The organism is Leifsonia sp. RAF41, from assembly GCF_052114085.1.
Lineage (GTDB): Bacteria > Actinomycetota > Actinomycetes > Actinomycetales > Microbacteriaceae > Leifsonia.
Genome location: NZ_JBFREB010000001.1, coordinates 3,098,822 through 3,122,468, shown reverse-complemented (window position 1 = coordinate 3,122,468; position 23,647 = coordinate 3,098,822). Strand labels below are relative to the sequence as shown.

Here is a 23,647-nt window from a genome sequence, read left to right as displayed (position 1 = left end):
CGTCAGTCCCCGGCCTCGTCGAGCAGGGGTTGCAGGGCCGGATGTTCGAGCGCGGCCCCGGCGTCCGGATGATCCAGGACGCGCTGGAACGCCGCGTTCACCCGCTGAGCCTTCCGGATCTCCTTCACCGTTCCCGGGTAGTTGCGGGCGTAGGCCGCTGCGCGCTGCTGAGCACCGAGGATGAACGCCTTCTCCGTGGCCAGATCGGGGAGGCCGTCATAGCCCTCGGTGTGGCGGAAGACGAGGTCGAACAGGGCGAGCGTTGGACCGGAGTTGAAGAAGTCGTCCATGTAGGCGTCCCAGGGGCCGTCGAAACTGGTGATGAAAGCCAGCCGTGTGTCGTCGTCGAACAGCACGAACCGCGCCTCGTGGATGGTGGATACGGCCATCCCGTAGTCGCCTGGTCGGTATCCCTCCGTCTGCTGCAGGTCTTCCAGCGCGGTACGAAGCGACTCGCTCTCGCCCGGCTTCACCCGGAAGAACAGGCTGAACTCGCTCGTGGGGCCAACGCTTCTGCCCGGCTCCTGGGACTCCGATTCGGAAGCGGCCATGTGTTGCTCCTGTTATCTGCAGCGCTCCCCCGGAGTTCGATGTCGGGACAGTGCACTGCCTTGTCTGTCCCGGTGGCCGCATGATGCACCCGCGGCGACCGGCTCGGCTAGAGGGAGCCACAGGGGATTCTGCAGGAGCCGGGACATCCGCATGGGCGAGAGCGTTCAGCGCCAGCTTCGGGCCGTCTGAATTGGTCTCTAGTGCGGCGCGACACTTCGGAACTACGGTGCGGGTGGCTGCGGCGACCATCGCAGCGACGGAGACGGCCGGCGGTCCGGCTGGTTTTAAGGAGAACGACCATGGCTGATCAGCCGTATGTGGCGCTCGCTGCCCAGTACGCGAGCGAAGAGGAAGCGGTGGCGGATTTCGATGCCCTGCATGCGCACTTCAAGGAGGCGGGGAAGCACGCTTCATTCGATGCGGCGGTGGTGAGACGCGATAAGGAGGGCAACGTCGAAATCCCGAAGCGCGAGGACGGGGATAAGCACCACGGTGGGCGGAAGGGGCTCGCCATCGGGTTGGCCGGCGGGCTCGTCGTCGCGTTGTTCCCTGCGGTGGCGTTGGGTGGCGCCTTGCTGCTCGGAGGTGGCGCCGGCGCGGGTATCGGCGCGCTGGCAGGGCACATCTCCAAGAAGTCGTCGGCCGAGGATCTCAAAGCCATCAGCGAGACGCTGCATGCGGGGAGCGCGGGAATCGTCGTCGTGGTCTCCCCGGCGGACGCCGATCAGATTCAGAGTCTGCTCAGCCACGCGACAGGCGTCACCCGCAAGGAGATCGCCGTCGATGACGAGAAGCTCGACAACGAAGTGCAGGACGCCGCCGAATAGCGACGCGCGCAACGTGGCGTGATGGACGACCTCAGGAGGCCCGGCCGCGGGACTGGTCCGCGGGTTCGAGCGGCCGCAGTCGCTGCCGCGGCCGCCCTCGCTCTTGTGACGGCCGCTCTGGTCGGCTGCTCGGGCGACCTCAGCGCGGTGGACCGTGCCCAGGCACAGGTGTCCACGAAGGAGAAGGCGGCCAACGAGGCCAAGGCTGCGGCGACGACCGCCTCCGACACGTTCTGCCGATCGAGTAAGACCTACATCCAGGCACTCGACCGGTACGGTGACGTCCTCACCCAGACCGCCCCGACCGTCGGAGATGTGAAGGATGCGGGCGCCGATCTCGCCAAGCCGCGAGACGCCGCCTTCGACGACGCAGAAGCGGCCGTTCAGGCCCACAAAGACTGGGTGACGGCCCAGAACGAGCTCACCGACGCTCGAGCAGCGCTGGAGCAGGCCAAGGCCGGGCCATCCGGGTCTCCGACCGTCACAGCGACGCCCCACGCAACGGCGACGCCACTTGTCCCCAGCGCCACTGTCGACCGGGTGAAGCAGGCCGACTCCGAGTTCTCCTCCGCACAGGCCGCGATCACCGACCAGACCACGCTCGCAGCCGCGTCCGAGCAGTTCAACAGCGCCGCTGTCGCGCTCGAGTTCTCCTGGCTGCGGCTTTTCGCCGATGCCGGCTGCGTTCCCGACGAGAAGGCACAGGAGGCCGAGGCTGCCGTCAGCACGTATGTGGCGACGCTGCAGCAGGGCCTGACGACCGCCGGTTACTACCAGGGAGCGATCGACGGGGTGTACGGTCCGCAGACCGTTGCAGCGGTCCAGGAACTCCAAAAGGCGAGCGGTCTGCCTGTCACCGGCGCGATGGACAAGGCGACCACCGCCGCACTGGACGCGAAACTGGTCGGACTCGGCGGCGCTGCTGCCAAGGAGAGCGCGGCAACGACCGCCGCGCTCCAGCAGACGCTCAAGCTTGCCGGCTTCTGGGACGGACCCGTCGACGGACAATGGACGCCCGCACTCACGGAAGCACTGAAGGCGTTCCAGACGCACCTGGGCGTCTCGCCGACAGGAACGGTGGACGCGGCCACCCTTGCCGCCTTCGAGAAAGCGATCTCGCAGGCCAAGCAGCCACCCGTCGCTCCCAGCCCAACACCGGCCCCGTCCACTTGAAGAAGCGCCTCGATCCCGCTCCCCAGGCAGTCGGCGCCCGAACCCGGTGCGCGGTTGAGGTCACACCGACGCCGTGCGGATTCGAACCTCCCGCTCCATGCGCTTCTCGTGCCGCTCGCGGCCCTTGACCGCCTCGAGCTCGCGGCTCTTCGGTGGTGCGTTGGTGACCAGCTGGTCGAGCATCCGCCGGGTGGCGTCGGCGATCTCGTCGATCGCCTGCTCGAACGCGGCGGCGTTCGCCCGGGACGGGTGGGTGGATCCGCTGACCTTGCGGACGAACTGGAGGGCGGCCTCCCGCACCTCGTCGTTCGTGGTCGGCGGTTCGAAGTTGTGAAGGCAGCGGATGTTGCGGCACATGACACTGACGGTATTACCGCAGGGCGGGGTGGCGCACCCCCGACAGCCCACCGATAGGCTGGGCGCGTGCTTCTCTCCGATCGTGACATCAAGGCCGAGCTGGGCTCCGGGCGGATCGCGCTGGAGCCGTTCGAGCCCGAGATGGTCCAGCCGTCGAGCGTCGATGTGCGGCTCGACCGGTTCTTCCGGCTCTTCGACAACCACAAGTACCCGTTCATCGACCCGGCGGAAGACCAGCCGGAACTGACGCGGTTCGTCGAGGTGGATGCGGACCAGCCGTTTATCCTGCACCCGGGCGAGTTCGTGCTCGGGTCGACCTTCGAGTTGGTCAGCCTGCCGGACGACGTCGCCGCGCGACTCGAGGGCAAGAGCTCGCTCGGCCGGCTGGGACTGCTCACCCACTCCACCGCCGGATTCATCGACCCGGGGTTCTCCGGTCACGTGACCCTGGAACTCAGCAACGTTGCGACGCTGCCGATCAAGCTGTGGCCGGGAATGAAGATCGGTCAGATGTGCTTCTTCCGACTGTCGTCGGCGGCCGAGCGGCCGTACGGATCGGCGGAGTACTCCTCTCGCTACCAAGGGCAGCGTGGCCCGACGGCATCCCGTTCGTACCTGAACTTCCACCGCACCGACGTCTCCACCACAGAAGCGGGTCGCCCCGCCTGAGCCGAGCCGTCCGACCGAGAGGGGCACCATGAGCGAGACCACCGACCAGGCGTTCGCGCGGGCCCTGATCAGCACCGGTCCGATGGAGCACAACCCGCAGAGGATGCAGCTGTTCGGCCGGCTTGTCGGTAGCTGGACGGCGGAGGTCCGGCTCGTCGACGAGGCGACCGGCACCTGGAGTGAGTCGGTGAACGAGTGGATCTTCGCATACACGCTCGGCGGCCGCGCCGTGCAGGACGTCCTGGTCATCCGGGACGAGACCGACCCGGAGGGTGTGCGCGGGCGCGGGTCGACAGTCCGCGTCTACGACACGACGCTGGGTGCGTGGCGGGTCAGCTGGTTCGGTGCCGAAGCCGGCGATTTCTGCACCCTCGTCGCGACCCCGTACCGGCGCGACGGGATCCGGCAGGACGGCACCCAGACCGACGGACGCCCCATCCGCTGGAACTTCTCCAACATCACGGACGAGTCGTTCGAGTGGGACGGCTGGGTATCCGATGATGAGGGCCGCACCTGGTGGCTGGAGCAGCACATCGACGCCACCCGCACGGGGTGAGAAGCCCGCGGTGTTCGACGACTTCGACGCCCCGGAGCTCGACCGCGCGGTCTGGCTTCCGCACTACCTTCCCGGGTGGAGTTCGCTCGCCGAAACGCGCGCGACGTACCTGATCGACGACTCCCGGCTCGAGTTGAGCATCCCGCCGGAGCAGGGGCTGTGGTGCGCGGGCGACCACGAGCCGCCGTTGCGGGTGTCCGGGGTGCAGACCGGCAACTTCTCGGGGCCGGTCGGCTCGACGGTCGGGCAGCAGCCGTACCGGGAGGGCGTCCTTGTCCGAGAGGCGCAGGAGGAGTTCCGCGGCTGCCTGGTCGACCGGGGCACCGTCGGGATGCGCGCATCCCTCTACCTCAGCGCTCGATCGATGGCGTCCCTGTGGCTGGTCGGTTTCGAGGACGCGCCACAACGCAGTGGCGAGTTGTGCGTGATGGAGGTGTTCGGCCGCGACCTCCACGATGGCCAGGCGCTCGTCGGGATGGGATTCCACGCCTTCCGCGACCCTCGTCTGGTTGAAGACTTCGAGCAGGTTCCGCTGGCGATCGACGCCACAGAGCCGCACGCCTACGAAGCGCACTGGGACGGCGACCAGGCGACCTTCCGCGTCGACGGGCGGGTGGTCCGGATGCTGGACGCGCCGCCGCAGTATCCGCTGCAGCTCATGCTCGCGGTGTTCGACTTTCCGGAGTGGCCGGACGCACGGGATCCCGAGCGTGCCTTCGTCCCGACCCTCGCGGTCGATCGGGTCTGGGCGAACTGACTCGCCGGGCGAGCGGATACCCCTCCCGGCATACGTCGGAAGAGTTATCCACAGTCAATTACACAGGTGGAAAATAGTGAGTCCGACTCACAGCTGACCCGAAGCTTCGAGACTGTCGTCGGCGTAGAGCGCGGGGAGCTGGAGGGTCAGCCAGGGGCTGAATGCCCACGGAGTCGCCTCCACGGAGGAGAGCAGGGCTCGCGGGTCGGCCCAAGTCCATTCGACGACCTCGCCCGGCGATGGGTCGAGCTCGCCGACGACGGTTGCGGTGTACACCGGGCAGACCTCGTACTCGACAATCCCGGCCGCGTCGACGGCGCGGTAGCGGAAGTCCGGAAGAACCGGTGTCAGGTTGTCGATCCGGGCGCCGAGCTCGTCCGCCGCGCGCCGGCGCACGGCATCGTCGATGGCCTCGCCCGGGCCCGGGTGCCCGCAGAACGAGTTCGTCCAGACCCCGGGCCACGTCGCCTTGCTCAGTGCCCGGCGGGTGACGAGGATGCGTCCCTCCCCGTCGAAGAGGTGGCAGGAGAAGGCGAGGTGGAGCGGAGTGTCCGTCGTGTGGACCGTCGCCTTGTCCGCCGTTCCGATGGGGGTGCCGTCCTCGGCGAGCAGCACGACCTCTTCGCGGGGTGGCGTCATGCGTCCATACTAGGCGCGCCGTCTGAGGGCGACTCCTGCTGCCCGGCGGGACGCCAGCCGAGGTTGCGGGCCATCGCCTCCAGCGTCGCCATCGTCACGGCGTAGTCGCCCTCGGAGATGCCGCTGGCGAGTGCGGCGCGGACCGTCTGAACGCGCTCGAACGCACGATCGTGTGCGGCCCGGCCTTCGTCGGTCAGCGTCGCGCGGTCGCCGTCGAACCAGACCCAGCCGCGCTCGACGAACTCGGCGAGGACGCGGTGCCCGCGCCGGTGGCCGCGGGGGCCGCGCTGGCCGCGATTGCCGCGGTGGCCGCGATTGCCGGCGTCACCGCCGGGGAAGGGGCCGTAGCCGTACCCGCCCGGGAACGGGCGTCCGGGAAAAGCGCCGTAGGCGTGTCCGCCGGGGAAGGGTCCGTAGCCGTGGCCGCCGAACGGACCGACCGGGTGACCGCCGCGCACTACGCCGAAGGCGAAGCCGCGGTCGAACCCGCGGACGTACCCGCGTTCGAACACCTGCTCGAAGCCACCCGGTCCGCCGTGGTGGTGTCCGTGTGCGTCGTCGTGCTCGCGACCCTCAGGGGAGTGCCCGTGAGTGTCGGCGTGGGGGTGCTCGTGCGCGTCGGGACGCGGACGCTCGCCCTCCCGCGGGCTCGGCTGCTCGTCGCGGGGCTCCTGGCTGCGCCAGCCCGGGTGCGCGCCGCGACGGTGTCCGTCAGTGAACGCGTTGCGGCGGTCGTGACCGGGCTGGCGTCCCGCGCCCTGGCCGCCGTCGCCGTGGGGCAGGCGCTCGGCCAGCTCCTCGGCGGTTGCTGGGCCGTCCGCCAGAGTGTGGAGGATGCGCCAGCCTCCGCGGCGCAGCCCGAGGTCGGCGAGTGCCTCGCGCATCCGCTCGTGCAGTCGTCCTTCGATCACGCCGAACCAGTATCCGGGCGGCGTCTGTGCTGAGTCGTCGATGTTCGTCATCGCGGCTCTCCTTCCGTTTGTATGTACTGTTACAAGTAAATGTATACTTACATGCATGAACGACGATCGTCAAGACGAATCCGCAGTTCCGCCAGAAGCGGACATCGTGGCGATGGTCGAACACGCACTCCTCGCCGTGCGGCGCGACCAGTCCCGTCGGCGCCCGCCCTGGGCCGACGGGATGCAGCACGGCCACGGACACGGACACCACGGCGAGCATTGGGGCGGCGGTCCTTTCGGGGCCGGCCCCTGGGGGCCCGGTCGCCCGGGGGGTGACGCCCGCGCGACGCCGACGGAGGGCGACTCGGTTCGGGATGCGTCAGGTCGCGTCGACTGGAGCGCTCAGCCCAACGGGATGCCGTTCGGCGACTCGGCGCGCCCCGGCCCCGGCCGTCGTGGTCGTGACGGATCGCTCGGACGCTTCGCGCGCGTCCGCATGCTGGAGGCGCTGGAGGCAGCCGATGCGGACGGTCGCAGCCTCTCCGTCAGCGGCGTCGCCGCCGCGATCGGGGTCGACCAGCCGCGCGCCAGCCGCCTGGTGCAGGAGGGGGTCGAGCGTGGGCTGGTGCGTCGCATCCCCGACCCGTCCGATGCGCGCCGCGCGCTCATCCAGCTGACCACCGCCGGCCGTGCGCAGCTCGAGGAGCTCCGCACCCACCGCCGTTCCGCCGTCGAGACCGCCCTCTCGGCCTTCACGCCCGAGGAGGCGCGTACCTTCGCCGACCTCTTCGACCGCTTCGTGCGCGCCTGGCCCCGCCCCACCCCGGACCCCGCCGACCCCGTCTGATCCCGCTGCCCTCGCTCTACCGCACATTCGTGCCGAATGTGCGGTATCCCCGCGCCATAACGCCAATTCGGCACGAATCGCGATGAGTCGCCGTCCGCACCCCAGAAGATTTGGCGGAAATCGTGGGAAAGAGCGCGTCAGAACCGCGAATTGGCGCAAATCATCGCGAGGAAACCGCGGCGCGCGTCGCCGGAGTGACGATTTGGCGCAAATCGTCACAGGAACAGACGACGACCCGAAGCCGAACGAACCTCAGGCGGTGCGGCGCGGCGCCCGAACCGGGAGCAGCAGCCCCAGCCCGATCGCCAGCACCAGGACGATCGCCAGGATGCCCCAGAACTGGGCCCCGCCGACCGCGACGAACACCGCGAAGAGCGTCGGCGCGAGGAACGACACCGCGCGACCGGTCGTCGCGTAGAGCCCGAACACCTCACCCTCGCGTCCGGCGGGCGTCACGCGCGCCAGGAACGTGCGGCTCGCGGACTGCGCCGGCCCGACGAACAGGCAGAGCACCAGTCCGCCGACCCAGAACGCCGCGGCTCCCAGGTTGTGGGTGAAGAACACGGCCAGCCCGGCGATGATGAGGCCGACCAGCGACGTCACGATGACCGCCTTCGGGCCGAAACGGTCGTCCAGCCTCCCGGAGAGGAGGGTGCTGACACCGGCGACCACGTTGGCCGCGATCGCGAAGATGATCACCTGTCCGCTGGTGAAGCCGAAGGTGCCCTGCGCGAGGATGCCGCCGAACGTGAACACGCCCACCAGTCCGTCGCGGAACAGTGCCGACGCGATGAGGAAGAGCACCGTGTTGCGGCTCTCCTTCCACAGCCGGCCGATGTCGCGGACGAGGACCGCATACGACGCGAAGAAGCCGACGCGCGGCGTGCGGGCGTTCGGCGGGATCTCCGGCACCACGAAGAGCACCGGTAGTGAGAAGACGAGGGTCCACAACGCGGCGATCAGCGCGATGATGCGGATGTTCAGCCCGTCAGCGGTCGGGACGTGCAGCAAGCCGCCCGTGCCGTCGTCGTTGCTCGTGACGATTCCGAAGTACACGATGAGCAGCAGCACGATGCCACCCAGGTAGCCGGCGCCCCACCCGAAGCCGCTGACGCGTCCCACCGTCTTCGGGGTGGAGACCTGCACCAGCATCGCGTTGTAGTTGACCGTCGCGATCTCGTAGAACACGGTCCCGATCGCGACGAGGGCGACCCCGAGGAGGAAGTACGCGGGCTCGCCCACGACGAAGAACATGAGCGCGGTCACCACGACCACGACGCCCGTGTTGACGCCGAGCCACAGTTTGCGCCGCCCTGAGCCGTCGGTCCGCTGACCGAGCACCGGCGCGATGAGCGCCACGACGATCCCTGCGATGCCGACGCCCCACGCCAAACCACTCGACAGCACCGCGACCGCCGCGTCGTAGGCGGTGTGTGCGGGGCCGGAGGTGCCCGATTCGGCGTTCTTCGCGGCGACGACCGACGGGTTCACGAACAGGCTGCTCGTCAGGTACACGGTGAAGACGAACGTCGTGATGACCGCGTTGAACGCGGCGCCGCCCCAGTCCCAGGACGCCCACGCCACCACCCAGCGGGTGGGGATGCGGCGGTCCGTCGCGCTGTCGGCGAAGAGCGGGCTGGCGGTCGTCACCAGGGCATCGTCGCCCATGCCGCGACCGGGCAGATCGGTGGTCATGGGGACAGCGTAGGGCCGGGCACCCAACGCCCGGTGAACGACGCGGCAGAGCAACGACGCGGCAGAGCAACGACGCGGCAGATGAACGACGCGGCCGGCAGCGGTCGCGGATCACCCCCAGAGCGTCAGCTTCTCCGGGTTGCGGACCATGCGGATGCCGGAGACGGCGCCGTCCCGCACGCTGAAGGTCATGACCCCGGTCACCTGGCCGTCGTCGACCATCAGGAAGCCGAGCCCGTCTCCGGTCTCGCGCGGCACGACTGCGACATCCGGGTACTTGGCGGTCAGGCCGAGGAGGAAGCGGGCGACACTGTCCGCGCCTAGGACCGGTCGGCGCGCGGCGCTCACCACCCCGCCCCCGTCCGAGGTGAGCTCGACCTCCGGATCGAGGACGGCCACCAGGGCGCCGAGGTCTCCGCCCGCAGCCGCCTCCGCGAACGCGCGCACCACCCTGTCGTGCTCGGCGCGGGGGACGTCGCGCTCGCGCCCCTCCCGCACTCGTCGGCGAGCGGATGCGGCCAGCTGGCGGCAGGCGGCGGGCGAACGGCCCACCGCCTCGGCGATCTCGTCGAACGGCAGGCCGAAGACGTCGTGGAGCACGAAGGCGACCCGCTCGGCGGGCGTCATCGCCTCCAGCACCAGCAGGAGTGCCGTGCTGACCGAGTCGTCGAGGGTGACCCGGTCGAGCGGGTCGGCGGGGATCGCGGTCGTGAACGTGTCCGACGGGACCGGTTCGGGCAGCCACGGTCCCACGTACCGCTCACGTCGTACGCGTGCCGAGCCGAGCACATCCAGGCACACCCGCCCCGCTACCCGGGTCAGCCACCCGGCCGGGTTGGCGATGGCGTCGCGCGACGTCGGAGTGAGCCGGTACCAGCGTGCGTACGTCTCCTGAACCGCATCCTCGGCCTCGGCGACCGTGCCGAGCATGCGGTAGGCGAGCGACAGCAGGTGGCGGCGCTCCGCCACCACGGCGTGGTCCACTTCGATCGAGGATTCATCCATCACACCCATTAAGACGAATCGGGCACCCGGAATGCGAGCCCCACCTCACATTCCGCCTCGCTGCGTCGTCGGAGAGGCATGGACAACACACCTCTGCGGCGCACCCTGCTCGGGCTCGGCGTGGCGCTCGGCGCCTTCGTGGGCGGGTGGGCGTTCTTCGCCCCGGACGCCTTCTACAGTTCCTTCCCCGGTCTGGGGATGCACTGGATCGACGTGGACGGACCCTTCAACCAACACCTGATCCGCGACGTCGGTGCCCTCTACCTCGGGCTCGGTGCCGCCAGCCTCGGCGCGGCCCTGTCCCGATCCGCCCAGCCCGGGAGGATCGTCGGACTCGCCTGGGCGGTGTTTGGGGTGCTGCACTTCGGTTATCACGCATCCCACCTGGAGGGCTCGGTCGGGGACCGGGTGGGCACTCTCGTCTCGCTCGGGCTGAGCGCGCTGCTGGGGCTGGCGCTCCTGCTTCCGTCGCGCGCGCGCACGCCTCAGGAGCCGCTACAGGAGCCGTCGGCGCGCGCCGCCGATCGTTCGGGGGTCGTGCGATGAGGGTTGCGGTGGCGGGAGGCACCGGTGTCGTCGGTCGGCACGTTGTCGCGGCGCTCGCCGCGTCCGGGCACGAGGCGGTCGTCCTGAGTCGCGCCACGGGGGTGGACCTCGAGCGGGGCGCCGGTGTGACGGAGGCGCTGCGCGACTGCACTGCGGTCATCGACGTGACGTCGGTGCAGGCGCTCGGCGCCAAGCGGTCGAAGGCGTTCTTCGGCGGCGTCACGCGCACTCTGCTTGCCGCCGAGCGGGAAGCGGGTGTCGGGCACCACGTCGCCCTGTCGATCGTCGGCGCGGCCGAGGCGCCGTCCGCCTATTACGCGGGCAAGGCGCTGCAGGAGCGGCTGGTGCAGGAGTCGGGGACAGGATGGACGCTGCTGCGGGCGACGCAGTTCCACGAATTCGCCGCGCAACTGGCCGTACGCAGCGCGCCGGGGAGGCTGCGCATCGTCCCTGCCATGACCTCGCAGCCGGTCGCTGCCGCGGAAGTCGGCGCAGCGCTCGCGGAGATCGCGGTCGGCGCGCCGCGCGGGATCGAGCGCGACCTGGCCGGCCCACGGGTCGAGGACATGCCCTCCCTCGTCCGCCGCTACCTCGCGGCACAGGGCGACCACGGGCGGGTCCTCACGGTTGCGCTCCCTGGCCGGTGGGGTAAGGCGCTGCGCGACGGGACGCTGCTCGGCGGTCCGCAGGCGCGGCTCGGCGTGCAGCCGTTCGACGAGTGGCTCGCCGCGACGACCTCCTGACGCTGTCCGGATCGCCGGGCGGGATTCCGTGGACGCACGGATTCTCCGCTGGGCCGCTGGGCCATAGCGTTGCGGCACACCCGACATCGGAGGCTCCGTGAGCACTGCCCGCACCGCACCGAATCCCTACGGCTGGGTCCGTCACCTGATGCCGCGCATCGTCGTCGGCGCGCTGATTGCCGCCGCGCTGGTCGGCGTCTACGCCGTCGTGCTCGGCCGGTTCGACGAGACATGCTGGCGGCTCATCGGCACGATCGGCCTCTTCGTCTTCTTCGCGCTGGTGTCCTGGTACGACGCGGACGTCTCCGCTCGGCGGGCCGCCTGGTTCGGCGCGGTCAGTGTCATCACGTCGGTGTACCTGTTCGGCATCGGCCTGTGGAAGGTGTGGATGCCGGCGGTCCAGCCCGTCGGAGGGTTCGGCTACGACGCGGCCGAGCCCTGGTGGGAGCCGTTCTCGTGGTTCCTGCTCGTGCTGGTCACCCGTATCGGCCTGTTGCACATCCACCTCGTCCTCAACACGCAGCGTCGGTTCACGGGGCCGATCATGAGCAAGGTGACCGTGGCGACGCTGGTGCTCGTCGGCCTGCTCACGGGCGGCCTGTCGCTCCCCTTGATCTGGACGCGCGTCGACTTCGGCGAGACGTACTGGCGGCTGGTCGCCGTGGTGGCGATCCTGGATGCGCTCGGCACCGTCCTCATCCCGCTCACGTACTCGTTGTTCGGGCCGAAGGCCGTGCGGCCGCAGGGGCCCGCCGCTATGGCGTTCGCTCCGGCGCCGCAGGCTCCGCCGGCAGCGGCAACGGGACCGACTCCGGCCTCGCTTCCCACCTCGCCCTACCCGCGTCTCGACGCCTCCGCCGGACTCCGCCTGGAGTGGCCGCGCTACATCAACGGCCAGCCGTTGCCGGCGCGACCCGACGGCTCCCCGGACTTCACCGGCGTCGTCGGCTACTGACCGTCCGGCTCAGATCGAGGCCGGGAGGCTGTAGACGGTCCCGCGGTCGTCGCCGCGCACCTGGCGGTGCAGGTCCTCCATGGTGACGTCGAGCTGGCTCGCCGTGCCGGCCGCCGCGGTCAGGTCGCGGAGGAGGCCCTCGGGGACTTCGCCGTCGTACTTGTAGTAGATCTTGTGCTCGAGGCTGGCCCAGAAGTCCATCGCGACCGTCCGCAGCTGGATCTCGACGGGCACAAGTACGGGCCCCTCGCTCAGATACACGGGTACCTCGACGATCACGTGCAGGCTCTTGTAGCCGTTCGGCTTCGGGTGGGCGATGTAGTCCTTCACCCGGAGCGTCCGCACATCCTCCTGTGCGGTGAGCAGGTCGAAGACACGGTAGACGTCGGAGACGAAGCTGCAGACGATCCGGATGCCGGCGATATCGGTGATGGCCTCGCGGATCGCATCGAAACTGGGGTCGCAGTTCTTGCGGATGACCTTCTGCTCGATGCTCTCCGGCGACTTCAGGCGGCTGGAGATGTGCTCGATCGGGTTGTAGTCGTGCAGTTCCGCGAACTCTTCGCGCAGGATGCTGACCTTGGTCGAGATCTCGTCGATCCCGAACTTGTACGGCATGATGAACCGCGCGAAATCGTCGCGGAACGCCTGCACCTCGCTCAGCGTGGCGGGGTCGATGCTCTGCAGCGCTTCGATCGCGCGCGTGGAGAGCAGCGGTGCTGCGGCGGGATCCGTATCCATGCTTCGACGCTATCGACGGTGCTTGTGGGGTCGGTGTGAATTGGGGGAGTCCCAATCATCGCGTCGTGTGCTTCCCTGACGCCAGACGAGAGGTGGGTCATGTCGGCTGCAAGCTCGGCGGGCGGAAACGCGACGCCGACCACGTTCAACGGGCGCCTTGCGCTCCTCCTCGCGATGGCGATGTTCGTGCTGGTCGTCGACACGTCGCTGATGAACGTCTCGATCTCGGCAGTCGTCCACGACCTCCACACGACGGTGAGCGGGGTGCAGAGCGCGATCGCGCTCGAAGCGCTCGTGTCGGCGGCGTTCATCCTCATCGGCGGCAAGACGGGCGACCTGATCGGGCGCAAGCTCGCCTACGTCCTCGGGCTGCTCGGGTACGCCGTCGGCGCCATCGCGATGACCCTGGCACAGAACCTCGGGGCGATCATTCTGTTCTGGGCGGTCATCGGCGGCATCGGCGCATCCCTGCTCCTGCCGGCGATGCAGTCCCTCATCCACGGCAACTTCGAGGGCGCCCAGCAGAAGCGGGTCTACGCGCTCGTCGGAGCATCCGCGGCGATCGCGGCGGCGGTCGGACCGCTGCTCGGCGGCTTCATCACCACATTCCTGTCGTGGCGGGTCGGCTTCCTGCTCGAAGCCGTCATCATCGCGGTCGTGCTGTCCGGGATCGGCCTGGTGAAGGACGTCCCATACACCGGCGAGCGGTCGATCGACCTGGTCGGCGCACTGTTTTCAGTCATCGGCATGGGCGGCATCGTCACGGGCATCCTGGTCTGGCAGGAGGGCGGAGAGCGGGTGCTGCTCATCATCCTCGTCGGCGTCGCCGGGCTGCTTTCGCTGGTCATCTGGCTGCGGTACCGATCGCGGCGGTCGAAGCCCACCCTGCTCGACCCGGGGCTCTTCCGGTCGAAGCTGTTCCAGTCGGGGGTGTCCGGCCAGCTACTCCAGCAGATCGCGCTGGGCGGCACGATGATCGCGCTGCCGATCTACTTGCAGATGGTGCTCGAATACAACGCCCTGTGGTCGGGGCTCTCCATCGCACCGCTGTCGCTGAGTATGTTCGTAGTCGCCCTGCTCGCCGGTCGCAGGCTGAAGCGGAGGCCGGCGTCGCTCATCCTGTGGGGCTTCGTGCTCGTGGTCGTCGGGATCGCGTCGATCATCCCCCTGGTGCCGATCGCCACGTCCGGCTGGTACCTCACCCTGCCGCTCATCGTCGCCGGCTGCGGGCTGGGACTGCTGGTCTCGCAGCTGAACAACTACACGCTCTCCCCAGTGTCGGATGAGCGGGTCAGCGAGGCGGCGGGCGTGAACTCGGCCGCCGGGTCGTTCGGGCTCTCCTTCGGGCTCGCGTTCGCGGGCGCGATCATGCTGGCGACGCTGGCGACGACGTTCACGGCCAAGACGGATGCGAGCACGGTCCTCCCGCCCGACGACAAGCAGCAGATCTCGCAGGTGCTGGAGACGGATGCCGAGGTCATGTCCAACACCAAGCTCGCCGAGCTGCTGGCGACCGAGCCGCCTGCGGTGCAGGCCGAGGTCATTCGCATCAACACCGAGTCGCGGCCGATCTCCTTGCAGGTCGCCCTACTGGTGCCGCTGCTGGCGGGCCTGCTCGGCGTCGGCAACGCCTTCCGGATGCGCCGGCTGCCCGACCCCGCGCCCAACGCCGCGGCCGAGGGCACTCTCGCCGGCTGAGCGCGGAATACGTGCGGCTTCCTGAAAGTTGAGTCATGTGTACTCAAGTTTTGACGTCGACATCTTGACACGGTCCCGCGTGGATGGCAGTGTTGAGTCGTCGAGGCTCAAGTCTTGACCCCAGACTTTCACGGCCCACAAGCCAGCAACAAAGGAGAAAAGCACATATGTCACGTGCAGTAGGAATCGACCTCGGAACCACGAACTCCGTCGTCTCGGTGCTCGAGGGCGGCGAGCCCACGGTCATCGCGAACGCGGAGGGCTTCCGCACCACCCCGTCGGTGGTCGCCTTCACCAAGGACGGCGAGGTCCTCGTCGGCGAGACCGCCAAGCGCCAGGCGGTGACCAACGTCGACCGCACCATATCGTCGGTGAAGCGCCACATGGGCACCAACTGGACCACCGACATCGACGGTAAGAAGTACACCGCGCAGGAGATCTCGGCCCGCATCCTGCAGAAGCTGAAGCGCGACGCCGAGCAGTACCTCGGTGACACCGTCACCGACGCGGTCATCACCGTTCCGGCGTACTTCAACGACGCCGAGCGCCAGGCCACCAAGGAGGCCGGCGAGATCGCGGGCCTCAACGTGCTCCGCATCATCAACGAGCCCACCGCTGCCGCACTCGCGTACGGCCTCGACAAGGGCAAGGAGGACGAGCTCATCCTCGTCTTCGACCTCGGTGGCGGCACGTTCGACGTCTCCCTGCTCGAAGTGGGCAAGGACGACGACTTCTCGACCATCCAGGTCCGCTCCACCGCCGGCGACAACCGCCTCGGCGGCGACGACTGGGACCAGCGCGTCGTCGACTGGCTGATCAAGCGCTTCAAGGACAGCACCGGCGTCGACGTCTCCAAGGACAAGATCGCCCTGCAGCGACTGAAGGAGGCGGCGGAGCAGGCCAAGAAGGAGCTGTCGTCGAGCATGTCGACCAGCATCCAGCTGCCCTACCTCTCGCTGACCGAGAACGGCCCGGCCAACCTCGACGAGACGCTCACCCGCGCCCAGTTCGAGCAGATGACCAGCGACCTCCTCGACCGCACCAAGAAGCCGTTCCAGGATGTCATCCGCGAGGCCGGCATCAAGGTCGGCGACATCGCGCACGTCGTGCTCGTCGGTGGTTCGACCCGCATGCCCGCCGTCTCCGAGCTCGTGAAGCAGGAGACCGGTGGCAAGGACCCCAACAAGGGCGTGAACCCGGATGAGGTCGTCGCCGTCGGCGCCGCCCTGCAGGCCGGTGTCCTGAAGGGCGAGCGCAAGGACGTCCTCCTCATCGACGTCACCCCACTGTCCCTCGGCATCGAGACCAAGGGCGGGATCATGACCAAGCTCATCGAGCGCAACACGGCCATCCCCACCAAGCGCAGCGAGACCTTCACGACGGCCGACGACAACCAGCCGTCCGTCGCGATCCAGGTCTTCCAGGGCGAGCGCGAGTTCACTCGCGACAACAAGCCGCTCGGCACCTTCGAGCTGACCGGTATCGCCCCGGCGCCCCGCGGCATCCCGCAGATCGAGGTCACCTTCGACCTCGACGCCAACGGCATCGTGCACGTGTCCGCCAAGGACAAGGGCACCGGCAAGGAGCAGTCGATGACGATCACTGGCGGGTCCAGCCTGCCGAAGGACGACATCGAGCGCATGGTGCGCGAGGCCGAGGAGCACGCGGCGGAGGACAAGAAGCGCCGCGAGTCCGCCGAGACCCGCAACCAGGCCGAGCAGCTCGTCTACTCGATCGAGAAGCTGATCAAGGACAACGAGGACAAGCTCCCCGAGGATGTCAAGAACGAGGTCCAGGGCGACGTCGACGGGCTGAAGACCGCGCTCGCGGGCGAAGACGATGACGCTGTGAAGACCGCGTACGACAAGCTCAACGCGAGCCAGGGCAAGCTCGGCGAGGCGATCTACTCGTCCGCGCAGGCTCCGGAGGCAGCGGCATCCGAGCCGGCCGAGGGTCAGCAGGGCGAGCAGTCCTCCGACGACGAGGACGTCATCGACGCCGAGGTCGTCGACGACGAGGAGAAGAAGTAACGATGTCGGACCAGAACGGTGGCTCGGAAGAGCCAGAACGCGAGGAGCCGATCATCCGCGACAAGCGGAAGATCGACCCCGAGACCGGGAAGGTCCGGCAGCCCGACGGTGAGCCGCAGGACGACGCCGGCGAGCACGACCTCTCCCACGAGGAGCTCGTCGACGTCGGCCCGGCCGAGGAGAAGAAGGAGGAGGGCGACATCCTGAGCGACGACGACCTCGACATCCTCTCCGGCCAGACGACCGCCGAGCAGCTTGCGGCTGAGCGCCTCGCCGACCTCCAGCGGGTGACCGCGGAGTACGCGAACTACCGCAAGCGCACGGAGGCGAACCGCGAGATCGAGCGCGAGCGCGCAGTGGGGGATGCCGTGAAGGGCCTGATCCCGGTGCTCGACGACCTCGAGCGGGCGGAGAAGCACGGCGACCTGGGCGAGGGCAGCGCGTTCTCGTCCATCGCGGCGAAGCTCCGCACCGCGGTCGAGCGTCTCGGCCTCACCCCGTACGGCGAGAAGGGCGAGCCCTTCGACCCGCAGATCCACGAGGCGATCTTCCAGCAGCCCACCCCCGGCGTGACGGCGGACACCGTCGCCGAGGTCGTGGAGACCGGCTACCGGCTGGGCTCCACCACCGTCCGGGTGGCGAAGGTCGTCGTCGCGGTGCCGGCCTGAGCCGGTTGCAGCACATGACGGAGCGGCGGGACATGCGTCCCGCCGCTCCGGTCGCCGTGTGCGCGCGAAACATACAGACTTCATCCACGATAGACAACGACCTGAGAGGAGGCGCCCGTGGCTAGCCAGGACTGGTTCGACAAGGACTTCTACAAAGTGCTTGGCGTCTCCAAGGACGTCAGCGCGGCCGACCTCAAGAAGACGTACCGCAAGCTGGCGCGCAAGTACCACCCCGACTCGAACCCCGGCGACGCCGCCGCGGAGGCGAAGTTCAAGGAGATCAGCGAGGCCTACTCGGTGCTCAATGACCCCGAGGAGCGCAAGGAGTACGACCAGATCCGCGCGATGGGCACGGGCGCCCGGTTCACCGCGCCCGGCTCGGGTGCGCAGGGCGGGTTCGACGACGTCTTCGGTGGGATGTTCGGCCAGGGCGGCCAGGGCGGCCAGCAGAGCTATACCTTCCAGCAGGGAGGCGGCGGGTTCGACGACGTCTTCGGCGGACTGTTCGGCAACGGCCGGTTCGGCTCGACGACGGGCGGCTACCGCGGTTACGGCGGGCCGACCCGCGGTCGCGATGTGACCGCCCACACGACCATCGACTTCCTGACCGCCACGCGCGGCGAGACGATCACGCTGCAGGCGTCCGACGGCAAGCCGATCAAGGTGAAGATCCCGGCCGGGGTCGCCGACGGGCAGAAGATCAAGCTGCGCGGCAAAGGTCAGCCCAGCCCGGACGGCGGCGAGGCGGGCGACATCGTCCTGACCGTGACCGTCCGCAAGCACCCGGTCTTCGAGCGCGACGGCCTCAACCTGCGCGTCAACGTGCCGGTGACCTTCGCGGAGGCCGCGCTCGGCGCGACCATCGAGGTCCCGACGCTCGGCGGAGACCCGGTCAAGCTGCGCGTCGCCCCCGGAACCCCGAGTGGACGCGTCCTGCGCGTGAAGGGCCGAGGCGTGGAGACCAGCAAGGGCACGGGCGACCTGCTCGCGGTCGTGCAGGTCGCCGTCCCGTCGCACCTCTCCGCCGAGGCGAAGGATGCGCTGGAGGCGTTCGCCGCGAAGCTGCCCGACGAGAACCCGCGCGACGACATCCTGACGAAGGCCCGGAGCTGACGATGGACGAGAACAGCCAGGTCTTCGTGATCTCGATCGCGGCAGAGCTCGCGGGCATGCACCCGCAGACGCTCCGCCAGTACGACCGGCTCGGACTCGTCAGCCCCAGCCGAACGGCCGGAAAGTCGCGCCGGTATTCGATGCGCGACATCGCCAAGCTGCAGGAGATCGCGCGCCTCGGCTCCGAGGGCGTGAGCCTGGAGGGCATCCGGCGCATCATCGAGCTCGAAGACCAGGTGGGCGAGCTCCATGGCCGGATCCGCGAGCTGGAGTCGGCGCTGGCCGACGAGCTCCTGAACCGTCCGGGCCGCCGCGTCTTCGCCGCCGGTTCGGAGGGTGAGGTCGTCTCGCTGCGCGCCGGAACGCGCACGCGACGGAGCACCTCCGTCGTCGTCTGGCGTCCACTGGAGCGCTGAGCTCGCGACCGCCCTCTCGCCGAGTTGCGACATGATGTCACCACTCGACGCCGGTTGGAGCATCCACTCACCACTCGGCGGCCGGCGCGCACGGCGAGTGTCAGAGCGAGGACACGCCCTGGCCGACGTAGAGGGTGTTCTCGATGTTGTGCGCCTCGCCGGCGGCGATCTCGCGATCGATCCCGGCTCGGACCTCGCGCATGAGCTTGTGCAGTTCGGCGTGCTTGGCGGGGTGCCGGGCGTGGCCGGTGCTGTCCCAGAGGTTCGATCCCGGCAGTGCGACGCCGGCCTCGACCGCCAGCGTCCACTCCTCCGTCGTCGCAACGGCGGCGAACTCCGACTGCATGGTGACCAGCACGCTGCGGTGGAGGGCGTCCGCCGAGATCGCGCCGGCCTCGTTGACGAGGTCGAGCGTCCCGGTCGCGTCGGAGAGGAACTCCACGGTGAAGCCCAGCTCGGCCGCATCCCGGGCCGTCCCCGCGCAGCAGTGCTGGGTCATGTAGCCGGCGATCGTGATCGTATCCACGCCGGCTTCGCGAAGCCATGCCTCCAGGTCGGTACCCGGGAAGGCCGAGACGCTGCCCTTGGTGACCACGTGGGCGGGCACCCGGTCGGCGATAGAAGGATGCAGGGCCGCGCCCTCCGAACCGCGTGCGAAGACCGGCGCGCCCTCGTCCTCGATGTGCTGGACGACCACGACCGGAATGTCGTCGTCGTCAGCCGCATCCCACGCCACTTCGATGTTCGGGATGGACGTGAGCAGGTCGGGGTAGCAGATCTTCAGATGGCCGGTCACGTACTCGTTCTGCAGGTCGATGACGATCAGCGCGCGTTTCATGCGTGCACTCTAGCGTCCGTCCCCGGACCGCTGGTCTAGGCTCTATCTCGGCCGGGCCCGCCCACAAGGCGGCTGCGGTCACGCGATGAAGCACACCGACTCCCACGAGGAAGCGACGATGAGAGCCCTGTTCAAGAGCGAGGCCGCACCCGGCCTCGAACTGGTCGACCGACCCGAGCCCGAGATGGGCCCCGAGGATGTCCGGATCCGCGTCCTACGCACCGGCATCTGCGGCACCGACCTGCACATCCAGCGCTGGGACGACTGGGCGGCGTCGGCCGTGAAGGCCCCGCTCATCCCCGGCCACGAATTCTTCGGCGAGGTCATCGAGGTCGGCCCCCTGGTGCACGACGTCGAGGTCGGCGACCTGGTGTCGGGCGAGGGGCACATCGTCTGCGGCACCTGCCGCAACTGCCGTGCCGGCCGGCGCCAGATGTGCATCCGCACGCAGGGTGTCGGCGTGCAGCGCGACGGAGCGTTCGCCGAGCAGCTCGTGCTGCCCGCCACCAACGTCTGGGTGCACCACAGCGCGATCGAGCCCGAGGTCGGTGCGCTGTTCGACCCGCTCGGCAACGCCGTCCACACCGCACTGGCCTTCCCGGTCGTGGGTGAGGATGTGCTGGTCACCGGATGCGGGCCCATCGGCCTGATGGCCATCGCCGTCGCCCGCCACGTCGGCGCGCGCTTCATCGTGGGCACCGACGTGAGCGCGCAGCGGCTGGAGCTGGCGCGGGGGATGGGCGCCGACTTCACCGTGGACGTCTCGCAGCACGACATCCACGAAGCACAGAAGGCACTCGGGATGCGCGAAGGCTTCGACGTCGGCTTCGAGATGAGCGGCGCCCCGACCGCTCTGCCGTCGATGATCGAGAACATGAACCATGGCGGCCGCATCGCCATGCTGGGGCTTCCGTCGCACCAGATCGCCGTCGACTGGGGAATCGTCGTCACGCACATGCTCACGCTGAAGGGCATCTACGGCCGCGAGATGTTCGAGACGTGGAACGCCATGGGTGCGATGCTGCAGACCTCGGCCACCCTGCACGACGCCATCGCGTCGATCGTGTCCGACCGCTTCCCCGCGCGCGACTGGGAGAAGGGTTTCGCCGCTGCCGCCGCGGCCGGCGGCGGCAAGGTCATCCTCGACTGGACGGAGGTCTAGAGATGTACGGAACTTTCCGCGAGCACATCGCGACACAGCTGCAGCAGATCGAGGAGGCCGGGCTCACCAAACGCGAGCGCAGCATCCACGGCCCGCAGTCCGCGCTCATCACCGCCGACGGCCAGCAGGTGCTGAACTTCTGCGCCAACAACTACCTGGGTCTGGCCGACCATCCGGCCTTGCGCGATGCCGCCAAGACGGCGCTCGACGACTGGGGCTACGGGATGGCCAGCGTGCGCTTCATCTGCGGCACCCAGGAGCAGCACCTGGAGCTCGAGCGTCGGGTGTCGAAATTCCTCGGCACGGAGGCGACCATCCTCTTCTCGTCCTGCTTCGACGCGAACGGAGGCGTGTTCGAGACGCTCTTCACCGCCGAGGACGCCATCGTCTCGGACGAGCTGAACCACGCATCCATCATCGACGGCATCCGCCTCTCGAAGGCGCAGCGGTTCCGCTACAAGAACCGCGACATGGCCGACCTGCGTGCACAGCTGGAGGCGGCTCGGGATGCGGGTGCCCGCTTCACTGTCATCGTGACCGATGGTGTCTTCTCGATGGACGGCTACATCGCCCCGCTCGCCGAGATCTGCGACCTCGCCGACGAGTTCGGTGCGCTGGTCTTCGTCGACGACTCGCACGCGGTCGGCTTCGTCGGCGAGCACGGACGGGGAACACCCGAGTTCTGCGGGGTCTCCGACCGGATCGACATCTACACCGGGACGTTCGGCAAGGCGCTCGGCGGCGCCTCCGGCGGCTACGTCGCCAGCCGTCGCGAGATCGTCGACCTGCTGCGGCAGCGCGCTCGGCCGTACCTGTTCTCGAACACGCTGGCACCCTCCATCGTCGCCGGTACGCTGGCCGCCCTCGACCTGCTGGAGCAGTCGGACCACCTGCGGGCCCAGTTGGTCACCAACGCGGAACTGTTCCGCGGGCTCATGACCGAGGCCGGCTTCGACCTGCTGCCGGGTGCGCATCCCATCGTGCCGGTCATGTTCGGGGATGCTGCGCTCACCGGCCGCATCGCCGACGAGATGCAGCGTCAGGGCGTGTACGTGACTGCGTTCTCGTACCCCGTCGTGCCGAAGGGTCGCGCGCGCATCCGTGTGCAGCTCTCAGCGGCGCACACGGACGAGGAGATCCGCCGCTGCGTGGACGCGTTCATCGCATCCCGCGCCGCCGTGGCCGCGTAAGCCCCGCTCGCACGATTTGCGCCAAATCGCGGTTATGAGCGCCGCATAACCGACATTTGGCGCAAATCGTAAGGGGCCGGGCGCAACAGCGTCAGTCGTCGAGGGAGGGACGCGCGCGCCGCAGAGACGCCCCGCGACGGGCGAAGAACAGGCTCAACGCGATCACCAGGAACACCGCCAGCGCGGACAGGTCCACGATCGCGACCGTCCCGGCGACCGCCGCCGCCTGCGTCAGCCCGCAGGCGCGAGACGTCTGGTCAGGCACACAGAGGAACCGCTCGCCCGAGCCGGTCACGCCGGAGCGCATCCACGACCCGATCAGCTGGTTGTACCCGGTGGCCAGGCCTTTCGTCAGCGTCGGACTGGAATGCCCCGCCCCAGGGACCGCCCAGTAGGTCACCTTCCATCCGGCGTTCTCGGCCGCCGTCGCGGTGTCCTCGACCTGCGGACGGAACTTCGCATCCTCCGCACCGGCGACGAAGATGCCGACGGTCGTCTGCGGGTAGTCGCGCGATGCGAGCACGTTGGCCGGCCACGTCTTCTCGTACGCGACCTGATCGCCGCCGAAGTACTGGTCGCGCGTGACGGTGGGCCGGTACTCGCCCGGCTTGTCCGGACCGGAGATGTCGATCACCGCGCCCCAGGTCTCCGGGAAGCCGGCACCCAGGTACGCCGCGCACTCGCCACCATGCGAGAACCCGGCGATAACCCGCTGGGCGCGGTCGTGCGCCACGGGAAGGTTCGTGTCGATCCAGGCGGGCACATCCTTGGCCAGATAGGTGACCAGCTTGGTCCCGGGCACGTCCGCGCACGGCGGGTTCTTGTCGAGCGCGCCGAGCTGGTCGACGACCAGGACGAAGGGGGCCTGATTGAGGCGGTCGTCGCCGAGGCTGTGCAATGCGTCCAGGGTGGCGCCCAGAGTCGGGCTGCCCGGCTGGCCCATCATCATTTCGACGACCGGCCGTGTGGAGGAGGGATCGCGCAACCAGCCCGGTGGAACGAACAGGTGCGCGTCGCGGGCTTCGAACTCCGATGCCGTCGGCGGGATGTGCACCGCCAGCTGATAACCTTCGGCCAGTGTCTTCGCGGTGACCGGGATGGCGCGGCCGGCCACCACGGGCTGTGCGAGTGCCGGCGTCGCCGCGACACCCATGACGCCGACGGTGAGGGCGGCAGCGGCGGCGGCGACCGCGACGCGGACGGCCCTGCGGTCGGCGGACTGCACGAGGTCGCCGATCGCGAGTGGAAGGACCGTCGCGGCCAGCAGGAGGACGAACCATCCCATCCCGACCAGATCCGGTCGGGGGAGGAGCAGCACGCCGAGCACGACGAGTACCAGGCCGGCGACCTGGCTCGCGATGACAGCGGTCACCGTCGCGTTCGCCCGGAACCGCCACGAGCGCCGCACGAAGCGGTACGCCGGGTATGCGCCCACCGCGATGAGGGCGGCGGCGAGCCAGGCGAGCGCGGACATTGCGGCCAGTCTATGGCCGACCGGGCCGGGGCCTACGCCGTCAGGGCGTACGGTGGCGAAGGAGTTCGACCTCCCGCCCCTCGCGGTCGAGGCA

25 protein-coding genes are annotated in these 23,647 nt (G+C 69.1%); 16 read left to right on the top strand and 9 right to left on the bottom strand.

Annotated features, from left to right (window positions below; genetic code table 11):
* Positions 1–2: 2 nt before the first annotated feature.
* Positions 3–551, bottom strand: a complete 549-nt coding sequence (locus tag AB4Y74_RS15170) for a hypothetical protein (RefSeq protein ID WP_441799893.1) — start codon at positions 549–551, stop codon at positions 3–5.
* A gap of 300 nt (positions 552–851) precedes the next feature.
* Here AB4Y74_RS15170 and AB4Y74_RS15165 point away from each other — a divergent pair, with 300 nt between their 5' ends.
* Both AB4Y74_RS15165 and AB4Y74_RS15160 read left to right on the top strand, forming a co-directional pair.
* A complete protein-coding gene (locus tag AB4Y74_RS15165; RefSeq protein WP_441799892.1) occupies positions 852–1,379 on the top strand; it encodes a DUF1269 domain-containing protein in 528 nt (175 codons plus the stop codon).
* 21 nt (positions 1,380–1,400) lie between these two features.
* Positions 1,401–2,552 (top strand): peptidoglycan-binding domain-containing protein, encoded by a 1,152-nt coding sequence (locus AB4Y74_RS15160; protein WP_441799891.1) that lies wholly within the window; start codon positions 1,401–1,403, stop codon positions 2,550–2,552.
* A 60-nt stretch (positions 2,553–2,612) separates the two neighbouring features.
* On the opposite strand, the gene AB4Y74_RS15155 is transcribed toward AB4Y74_RS15160, so the two are convergent.
* Entirely contained in the window at positions 2,613–2,909 is a 297-nt protein-coding gene (locus tag AB4Y74_RS15155; protein WP_441799890.1) for a DUF2277 domain-containing protein, read from the bottom strand.
* 66 nt (positions 2,910–2,975) lie between these two features.
* Between AB4Y74_RS15155 and dcd the strand changes: the two genes are divergently transcribed.
* From dcd to AB4Y74_RS15140, 3 genes are read left to right on the top strand one after another with little or no spacing between them, the layout of a single operon-like run.
* Positions 2,976–3,578, top strand: coding sequence for a dCTP deaminase (gene dcd / locus AB4Y74_RS15150; protein WP_441799889.1), 603 nt, complete (start codon positions 2,976–2,978; stop codon positions 3,576–3,578).
* 28 nt (positions 3,579–3,606) lie between these two features.
* Positions 3,607–4,134, top strand: coding sequence for a hypothetical protein (locus AB4Y74_RS15145; RefSeq protein WP_441799888.1), 528 nt, complete (start codon positions 3,607–3,609; stop codon positions 4,132–4,134).
* Between the two features lie 10 nt (positions 4,135–4,144).
* Positions 4,145–4,891: a glycoside hydrolase family 16 protein gene (locus AB4Y74_RS15140; RefSeq protein WP_441799887.1), complete on the top strand. Its 747-nt coding sequence runs from the start codon at positions 4,145–4,147 to the stop codon at positions 4,889–4,891.
* Positions 4,892–4,978: 87 nt separating this feature from the next.
* Here the strand turns inward: AB4Y74_RS15140 and idi are convergent, their stop codons facing one another.
* Together idi and AB4Y74_RS15130 are read right to left on the bottom strand one after the other, a co-directional pair.
* The gene (gene idi, locus AB4Y74_RS15135) at positions 4,979–5,530 is read right to left on the bottom strand and encodes an isopentenyl-diphosphate Delta-isomerase (RefSeq protein WP_441799886.1); all 552 of its coding nucleotides are present in this window, start codon (positions 5,528–5,530) and stop codon (positions 4,979–4,981) included.
* Complete coding sequence (locus tag AB4Y74_RS15130) at positions 5,527–6,492, bottom strand: hypothetical protein (protein WP_441799885.1); 966 nt, start codon at positions 6,490–6,492, stop codon at positions 5,527–5,529. Before AB4Y74_RS15130 ends, idi begins: the two co-directional genes overlap by 4 nt.
* 55 nt (positions 6,493–6,547) lie before the next feature.
* Between AB4Y74_RS15130 and AB4Y74_RS15125 the strand changes: the two genes are divergently transcribed.
* Positions 6,548–7,279 carry a MarR family winged helix-turn-helix transcriptional regulator gene (locus AB4Y74_RS15125; protein ID WP_441799884.1) on the top strand — a complete coding sequence of 244 codons (732 nt, stop codon included), beginning with the start codon at positions 6,548–6,550 and terminating at the stop codon, positions 7,277–7,279.
* A gap of 252 nt (positions 7,280–7,531) precedes the next feature.
* On the opposite strand, the gene AB4Y74_RS15120 is transcribed toward AB4Y74_RS15125, so the two are convergent.
* Both AB4Y74_RS15120 and sigJ read right to left on the bottom strand, forming a co-directional pair.
* On the bottom strand, positions 7,532–8,974 hold the full coding sequence (locus tag AB4Y74_RS15120; protein WP_441799883.1) for an MFS transporter: 1,443 nt from the start codon (positions 8,972–8,974) through the stop codon (positions 7,532–7,534).
* A 111-nt stretch (positions 8,975–9,085) separates the two neighbouring features.
* Positions 9,086–9,979: an RNA polymerase sigma factor SigJ gene (gene sigJ / locus AB4Y74_RS15115; protein ID WP_441799882.1), complete on the bottom strand. Its 894-nt coding sequence runs from the start codon at positions 9,977–9,979 to the stop codon at positions 9,086–9,088.
* A 78-nt stretch (positions 9,980–10,057) separates the two neighbouring features.
* Between sigJ and AB4Y74_RS15110 the strand changes: the two genes are divergently transcribed.
* The 3 genes from AB4Y74_RS15110 (at position 10,058) to AB4Y74_RS15100 (ending at position 12,223) form a co-directional block, all read left to right on the top strand.
* A complete protein-coding gene (locus tag AB4Y74_RS15110) occupies positions 10,058–10,525 on the top strand; it encodes a hypothetical protein (protein WP_441799881.1) in 468 nt (155 codons plus the stop codon).
* Positions 10,522–11,268, top strand: a complete 747-nt coding sequence (locus AB4Y74_RS15105; RefSeq protein WP_441799880.1) for an SDR family oxidoreductase — start codon at positions 10,522–10,524, stop codon at positions 11,266–11,268. Before AB4Y74_RS15110 ends, AB4Y74_RS15105 begins: the two co-directional genes overlap by 4 nt.
* Positions 11,269–11,365: 97 nt before the next feature.
* On the top strand, positions 11,366–12,223 hold the full coding sequence (locus tag AB4Y74_RS15100) for a hypothetical protein (RefSeq protein ID WP_441799879.1): 858 nt from the start codon (positions 11,366–11,368) through the stop codon (positions 12,221–12,223).
* Positions 12,224–12,232: 9 nt separating this feature from the next.
* Here the strand turns inward: AB4Y74_RS15100 and AB4Y74_RS15095 are convergent, their stop codons facing one another.
* The gene (locus AB4Y74_RS15095; protein WP_441799878.1) at positions 12,233–12,964 is read right to left on the bottom strand and encodes a GTP pyrophosphokinase; all 732 of its coding nucleotides are present in this window, start codon (positions 12,962–12,964) and stop codon (positions 12,233–12,235) included.
* 99 nt (positions 12,965–13,063) lie between these two features.
* Between AB4Y74_RS15095 and AB4Y74_RS15090 the strand changes: the two genes are divergently transcribed.
* The 5 genes from AB4Y74_RS15090 (at position 13,064) to AB4Y74_RS15070 (ending at position 18,889) form a co-directional block, all read left to right on the top strand.
* Entirely contained in the window at positions 13,064–14,662 is a 1,599-nt protein-coding gene (locus AB4Y74_RS15090; RefSeq protein ID WP_441799877.1) for an MFS transporter, read from the top strand.
* 167 nt (positions 14,663–14,829) lie between these two features.
* Positions 14,830–16,692, top strand: coding sequence for a molecular chaperone DnaK (gene dnaK / locus AB4Y74_RS15085; protein WP_441799876.1), 1,863 nt, complete (start codon positions 14,830–14,832; stop codon positions 16,690–16,692).
* Positions 16,693–16,694: 2 nt separating this feature from the next.
* Positions 16,695–17,360: a nucleotide exchange factor GrpE gene (locus AB4Y74_RS15080; protein WP_441799875.1), complete on the top strand. Its 666-nt coding sequence runs from the start codon at positions 16,695–16,697 to the stop codon at positions 17,358–17,360.
* 117 nt (positions 17,361–17,477) lie between these two features.
* Positions 17,478–18,473: a DnaJ C-terminal domain-containing protein gene (locus AB4Y74_RS15075; protein ID WP_441799874.1), complete on the top strand. Its 996-nt coding sequence runs from the start codon at positions 17,478–17,480 to the stop codon at positions 18,471–18,473.
* A 2-nt stretch (positions 18,474–18,475) separates the two neighbouring features.
* Positions 18,476–18,889 (top strand): heat shock protein transcriptional repressor HspR, encoded by a 414-nt coding sequence (locus tag AB4Y74_RS15070; protein WP_441799873.1) that lies wholly within the window; start codon positions 18,476–18,478, stop codon positions 18,887–18,889.
* Between the two features lie 100 nt (positions 18,890–18,989).
* On the opposite strand, the gene AB4Y74_RS15065 is transcribed toward AB4Y74_RS15070, so the two are convergent.
* Positions 18,990–19,727 (bottom strand): isochorismatase family protein, encoded by a 738-nt coding sequence (locus AB4Y74_RS15065; protein WP_441799872.1) that lies wholly within the window; start codon positions 19,725–19,727, stop codon positions 18,990–18,992.
* Positions 19,728–19,845: 118 nt separating this feature from the next.
* Between AB4Y74_RS15065 and tdh the strand changes: the two genes are divergently transcribed.
* Together tdh and AB4Y74_RS15055 are read left to right on the top strand one after the other, a co-directional pair.
* The gene (gene tdh, locus AB4Y74_RS15060; RefSeq protein WP_441799871.1) at positions 19,846–20,889 is read left to right on the top strand and encodes an L-threonine 3-dehydrogenase; all 1,044 of its coding nucleotides are present in this window, start codon (positions 19,846–19,848) and stop codon (positions 20,887–20,889) included.
* Between the two features lie 2 nt (positions 20,890–20,891).
* Positions 20,892–22,079, top strand: coding sequence for a glycine C-acetyltransferase (locus AB4Y74_RS15055; RefSeq protein ID WP_441799870.1), 1,188 nt, complete (start codon positions 20,892–20,894; stop codon positions 22,077–22,079).
* A 91-nt stretch (positions 22,080–22,170) separates the two neighbouring features.
* Here AB4Y74_RS15055 and AB4Y74_RS15050 read toward each other — a convergent pair whose 3' ends face one another.
* The gene (locus AB4Y74_RS15050) at positions 22,171–23,553 is read right to left on the bottom strand and encodes an alpha/beta hydrolase (RefSeq protein ID WP_441799869.1); all 1,383 of its coding nucleotides are present in this window, start codon (positions 23,551–23,553) and stop codon (positions 22,171–22,173) included.
* Positions 23,554–23,647 lie beyond the last annotated feature (94 nt).

Bases quoted from the DNA above. Each gene is read 5' to 3' on its own strand.
- AB4Y74_RS15105 (WP_441799880.1), top strand. From the start codon at position 10,522: ATGAGGGTTGCGGTGGCGGGAGGCACCGGTGTCGTCGGTCGGCACGTT.
- AB4Y74_RS15110 (WP_441799881.1), top strand. From the start codon at position 10,058: ATGGACAACACACCTCTGCGGCGCACCCTGCTCGGGCTCGGCGTGGCG.
- AB4Y74_RS15130 (WP_441799885.1), bottom strand. From the start codon at position 6,492: ATGACGAACATCGACGACTCAGCACAGACGCCGCCCGGATACTGGTTC.
- AB4Y74_RS15155 (WP_441799890.1), bottom strand. From the start codon at position 2,909: ATGTGCCGCAACATCCGCTGCCTTCACAACTTCGAACCGCCGACCACG.
- AB4Y74_RS15070 (WP_441799873.1), top strand. From the start codon at position 18,476: ATGGACGAGAACAGCCAGGTCTTCGTGATCTCGATCGCGGCAGAGCTC.
- AB4Y74_RS15170 (WP_441799893.1), bottom strand. From the start codon at position 551: ATGGCCGCTTCCGAATCGGAGTCCCAGGAGCCGGGCAGAAGCGTTGGC.
- sigJ (WP_441799882.1), bottom strand. From the start codon at position 9,979: ATGGATGAATCCTCGATCGAAGTGGACCACGCCGTGGTGGCGGAGCGC.
- AB4Y74_RS15125 (WP_441799884.1), top strand. From the start codon at position 6,548: ATGAACGACGATCGTCAAGACGAATCCGCAGTTCCGCCAGAAGCGGAC.
- AB4Y74_RS15050 (WP_441799869.1), bottom strand. From the start codon at position 23,553: ATGTCCGCGCTCGCCTGGCTCGCCGCCGCCCTCATCGCGGTGGGCGCA.
- idi (WP_441799886.1), bottom strand. From the start codon at position 5,530: ATGACGCCACCCCGCGAAGAGGTCGTGCTGCTCGCCGAGGACGGCACC.
- AB4Y74_RS15145 (WP_441799888.1), top strand. From the start codon at position 3,607: ATGAGCGAGACCACCGACCAGGCGTTCGCGCGGGCCCTGATCAGCACC.
- AB4Y74_RS15080 (WP_441799875.1), top strand. From the start codon at position 16,695: ATGTCGGACCAGAACGGTGGCTCGGAAGAGCCAGAACGCGAGGAGCCG.
- AB4Y74_RS15065 (WP_441799872.1), bottom strand. From the start codon at position 19,727: ATGAAACGCGCGCTGATCGTCATCGACCTGCAGAACGAGTACGTGACC.
- AB4Y74_RS15165 (WP_441799892.1), top strand. From the start codon at position 852: ATGGCTGATCAGCCGTATGTGGCGCTCGCTGCCCAGTACGCGAGCGAA.
- tdh (WP_441799871.1), top strand. From the start codon at position 19,846: ATGAGAGCCCTGTTCAAGAGCGAGGCCGCACCCGGCCTCGAACTGGTC.
- AB4Y74_RS15160 (WP_441799891.1), top strand. From the start codon at position 1,401: ATGGACGACCTCAGGAGGCCCGGCCGCGGGACTGGTCCGCGGGTTCGA.
- AB4Y74_RS15055 (WP_441799870.1), top strand. From the start codon at position 20,892: ATGTACGGAACTTTCCGCGAGCACATCGCGACACAGCTGCAGCAGATC.
- AB4Y74_RS15090 (WP_441799877.1), top strand. From the start codon at position 13,064: ATGTCGGCTGCAAGCTCGGCGGGCGGAAACGCGACGCCGACCACGTTC.
- AB4Y74_RS15120 (WP_441799883.1), bottom strand. From the start codon at position 8,974: ATGACCACCGATCTGCCCGGTCGCGGCATGGGCGACGATGCCCTGGTG.
- dnaK (WP_441799876.1), top strand. From the start codon at position 14,830: ATGTCACGTGCAGTAGGAATCGACCTCGGAACCACGAACTCCGTCGTC.
- AB4Y74_RS15095 (WP_441799878.1), bottom strand. From the start codon at position 12,964: ATGGATACGGATCCCGCCGCAGCACCGCTGCTCTCCACGCGCGCGATC.